The following is a 4,599-nucleotide window of genomic DNA, read 5'->3' as shown; positions in this document are numbered from 1 at the left end:
TTTTCACCAAATCACGAAAGCTTAAGTTGTACCGTAGGTACCAACGTACAGTTAATAAGATGATGTCTGGTTGATAATGTTTCTACTTAAATAAATTCTCCTTTTCCATACTGATCACACACCTTTTATAGAGTAGTACTATCAGTATTTCCAAGTTTGATAGACCATTTTCATATACTTCAAAGTTTTTGCACCAGAACCGAGTCAAGATATTTGTAAAAAAGACGTGGAGTTTTGAATAAAGCCGCGATGTTTATAAAAACAAAAAGTTAAGGTGAATTAGGAGAATCTCTATTTTGGAATGAAATTGATCAGGTTGTTTTAGTTGTTTATTTAAAGCGTTTAATACGTATTTATCTGAACAATCAGTAAATAATTAAAAAGGAATTGTAGTGATGCTACATGTGAAGTTGCTGAATCCTAGCTTTCATGCTGCAAAAGTTCTTTGAGAGTGAGAAGAACTCTCATGGGCAAGGAACGTAGGATAAAAGCGTAGAATCGATTATTCAGAAAGGAAAAAATCCTGTCATTAATATAAATGAATGTAAAATAACTAAAAAAGAACTTAAATTCTTGACAGATAGAAAATAAGTTCTTTCTTTGTTAGTGGAGTTTTATTTAGCAGTGTGTTGGAGCACTATATAATATATGTATTTATTAGTAAGAGGTGTTTAATTTCCCAAATATATATCTTTGTAAATAATAAAAAAGGACAGTTGAAAACTGTCCTTTTTTCTATCTTTTAAAGATAGTTAACGAACTGGTAATTTGGGGTTTGGAGTATAGTAAGATGATTATCATCTCATTGTTAATGTATGTAAGTAATACAAAATGGCTTGTACAATTGTTAAAATTAGTGATTTTTTTTGATAAATTAGTTAATTGGATGTTTGATAGAGGAAGAAAGTCTAATCAATTAATTCATTTCTTTCATAATATATAATGCAAATAAGAATTTTTAGGAAAAAGGGGGTATATTAAATGTCTTTTGAACGTAGATGTGAATGTGATGAATGTAATAGAAACCGAAGAAGAAGAAGAGAACGTGAGGAAGTAAGAGAACTGGGGGATTTTGAAGGACGAAGAAGATTAAACGGTTTACGAGAAGGCGACAAAATTAACGTTTTTTCAGGCGGAGATCAGATCGATGGAAGAGGAGTCTTTGTTCGTATAGAGGATCGATTTCTTATTTGGGTGGATGCTGCTGCAAATATTAACGTGACAAGCCTAGATGTTATTAGTGTTCGACGCGTAGTTTAATTTAAATAACGTGAATGTGTTGAACGTAATAGGAGCCGATGAAGAAAGACTGTGAGGAGGTGAGAGAATTGGGTAATTTTGAAGGACGAAGAAGATTAGATGGTTTACGAGAAGGCGACAGAATTAATGTTTTTTCGGGTGGAGATCAGATCGATGGAACAGGGGTCTTTATTCGTGTAGAGGATGGATTTCTTATTTGGGTGGATGCTGCTGCAAACATTAACGTGACAAGCCTAGATGTTATTAGTGTTCGACGCGTAGTTTAATAACGCCTTAAATAAATGTAAGTAAAAGATAAGAGCGGAGGGCTCTTATCTTATTTTTTTAGGAATTATTATGTTATGTAGGTTAAATGAAATATTTAAATACTTAAAGAAGGGATTTATATAAGATAAATCCCTTTAAGGAGATAATAAGAGAGGTAGGGTACATTATATGTGTAGGTTTTTAATTAGGTTTGTACATTTTTAATAAATTTATTTATTTTATGTAAAAGGTGCCAAGAAATACTTTGTAGTTTTATTTCTTGGCATGGGTATTTATTTGGGTCATTTGGATGCCGACCTTACAATAGTATATGTCAGCTATATGAAATGGTTTATTATTTATGTTCAGTTAATATAATTTAGAAAAGAAAAACACCTATTTTTTAATAGGTGTTTTTCTTGCAAATTGGCTTATAAATTAAGGGAAAGATTTTTCTTTTAATTAAAATTTATTAATCTTCTCTATGATCATGTTTATGTTCGTCATGTTCTTTACAATGTCTGCGACGTTTACAACAGAAACGATCACAATCAGGTGAATTTATAGAGATTACGTTAATTTTGTTAATTGCAATACGTGCTAATCCCGGGAAACAATCAAAGTCAGATAAAATGATTACGTTGTTTCCTTGAAAACCTTGGAATGTTGCACTTGTAGGTGGTTGACGATCATATTGAATAACAATACAAGTACCAGCAGTTAATGTGTGTAAGAATTGTAATAACTCTGGATTGTTATTCTGTTTTCTTCTATTGTCTTCTCTTTCTTCTTTTCTGTGATGATCTCTCCGATCATCACATCTATCGAAATCACAACCTCCACCAAAACCAAAACCCATAAAAATTACCCCCTTTCGTTCGTTAGTACATCTTATGCTCGTCTAGAAAGGATGGTGTGAGTATATGAGTCTAGTTAAGTGTGGATTTTTTATGTAAATATGAAAGTGGTTTAATAATATTATTTTTGGTTCTGGTGCAAAAAATCTATAAAACTTGGACATACTGATACTATTACTCTAAAAAGGTGTGTAATTGGTATGGAACGAATTGAAGTTGCTGAAGAATTAATTGAGAATATGAGGGAGTGTTTTTTGAGCGGAACATCCTTAAGGTGTGAAGCTAATGATTTTAATATCGTATCTTAGCTGATAGAAGAAGTGACGCGTAAATCCGAGTGAAAACTTCATTTGACACAACAAAGTAGCCAGCTTGATTAGCTAACCACTTGTTGTACAAAAGAAAATTAGGCCCTACAAGTTAGGTTGTGTAACTTTAAAGTCACAGTTATAGTATAAACCGGATTGGAAATGTTATTCGGAAGGGAATATAACAAAAATATCATTTTGTGGAGATTATTTACACATAAAAAGAGCGCTTATATAGCGCTCTTTAAAAGGTGGGCTTCAGATTACACCTGCCCATATGTAATCTGCAGGCATGTGTAGCATATGTAAAATTGAATTGAATTGTGCAAATAAATTAACAATACAGGAGTAGAGTAAAAGTGTTTATGAACGGTGGGACAGAGTACAAATTTAATAGAAATTCCGAACAATTAGTAGGTCTTATTTAAATATATGGGAAATAATTAAAAACAAGTTGGTTCGTATCAATGATGTAATGATTAGGTCTACTAATATTTCTTCGCTAAAATTTATATCAACGCATACATCACCAATTAAATTTTATATCTTGTTCGTATAAAAAATTGTCTATAACAGGTTCTTATTCTTTGTTATATTGAAACTACACAATCAACGTATTTAAAACCTTTTTAGGCATAACAAGAATTAATGGTCATACAATGATATAGAAAAGTTTATCCAACATATAAGTTATCTCTGGCACTCTGAAAAGACACCTCATTAAGGTGTCTTTTTACTTTTCACCTTTCAAGAAGAATAAGCATACTAAAGTATAGGACGAGCTTAACCGCTCCTATTCCATTGGCACAACAAAGCAGCTAGCTTGATTAGCTAACCATTTGTTGTACAAAAGAAAATTAGGCCCTACAAGTTAGGTTGTGTAACTTTAAAGTCACAGTTATAGTATAGACCGGATTGGAAATGTTATTTGGAAGAGAATATAATAAAAAATTCATTTTGTAGAGCTTATTTACACATGAAAAAAAGCGCTTATATAGCGCTTTTTGAAAAGTAGGTTTCAGGTCACACTCCCAAATGTGATCTGAATACATGTGCATAAGTAGCATATGTAAATTTGAATTGAATTGTGCAAAAAATTAACAATACAGGAGTGGAGTAAAAGTGTTTATGAACGGTGGGAAAGAGTAAAAATTTAAAATGAATTCCGAACGATTAAGGGGTCTTATTTTAATAAATGGAAAATAATTAAAAAATAAGCTAGTTCATATCAATGATATAATGGTTACCCCTACTAATATTTCTTCGCTAAAATTTATATCAACGCATACACCACCAATTAAATTTAATGGTATATTTCGTTCATATAAAAAAGCATCCATAACGGGTGCTTTTTCTTTGTTGTGTATAAATTATACAATTAATCTTAATATGAACGAAATTAGAATTCATCTTCCTTAATTAGATTGCCAGCATCGTTATCTTTCGTTAATCTTTGTTTTAGGTAGTTTTCTTTTGTTGTCCGGTCATTTTTATGACCTACTGCAGCCGCTATTACATGAGGCGCTAGTCCTTTGTAGTCGTATAAGTACTGCACATAAAAATGTCTAAAAAAGTGGGGAGTGATTCGTATATTCTCCGTAAAGGGTAACTTTGTATCCTTAATGATTTTAGAAATATATTGTGATAAATAATTTTCTTTATAAGCAGTATGATTCTTTGTTTGAAATATAGTCTCACCATTTTTATTTCCAATGTCCACAGGTAATCGTCTCCGGATTCGAAACGCAACAATCCGATTGAAAATCTCCTTATTAATAGAAACAATCCGTTCATTATCTCCCTTTGTATCAACTATTAAATAGTAACGTCCACGTATAGCGTCATATTCAAGGTCTTTCCAAATTGCGTGCGCTACTTCTGCAACACGTAATCCCGTAGTAGCTAGGACCGATAATAAAGCATAATTG

4 protein-coding genes and 1 pseudogene are annotated in these 4,599 nt (G+C 31.8%); 2 read left to right on the top strand and 3 right to left on the bottom strand.

Features of this window, described 5'->3' with window-relative positions; all coding sequences use genetic code 11:
• Nucleotides 1-109 (bottom strand): annotated as a pseudogene (locus tag FT637_RS29285) (IS6 family transposase); the annotation flags it as partial.
• Between the two features lie 872 nt (nt 110-981).
• Here FT637_RS29285 and FT637_RS29280 point away from each other — a divergent pair.
• The gene (locus FT637_RS29280) at nt 982-1,260 is read left to right on the top strand and encodes a hypothetical protein (protein ID WP_193649224.1); all 279 of its coding nucleotides are present in this window, start codon (nt 982-984) and stop codon (nt 1,258-1,260) included.
• Between the two features lie 38 nt (nt 1,261-1,298).
• Nucleotides 1,299-1,526 (top strand): hypothetical protein, encoded by a 228-nt coding sequence (locus FT637_RS29275; RefSeq protein ID WP_193649223.1) that lies wholly within the window; start codon nt 1,299-1,301, stop codon nt 1,524-1,526.
• Between the two features lie 452 nt (nt 1,527-1,978).
• Here the strand turns inward: FT637_RS29275 and FT637_RS29270 are convergent, their stop codons facing one another.
• Nucleotides 1,979-2,365 (bottom strand): hypothetical protein, encoded by a 387-nt coding sequence (locus FT637_RS29270; RefSeq protein WP_098478445.1) that lies wholly within the window; start codon nt 2,363-2,365, stop codon nt 1,979-1,981.
• A gap of 1,705 nt (nt 2,366-4,070) precedes the next feature.
• Nucleotides 4,071-4,599: tyrosine-type recombinase/integrase (locus FT637_RS29265; RefSeq protein ID WP_193649222.1), on the bottom strand; the 529-nt coding region annotated here is incomplete at its 5' end.

This window comes from Bacillus cereus (assembly GCF_015071065.1).
Classification (GTDB): domain Bacteria; phylum Bacillota; class Bacilli; order Bacillales; family Bacillaceae_G; genus Bacillus_A; species Bacillus_A cereus_BA.
The sequence above is the reverse complement of the archived record's forward strand: the minus strand, read 5'-3'. Positions and strand labels throughout refer to the sequence as shown.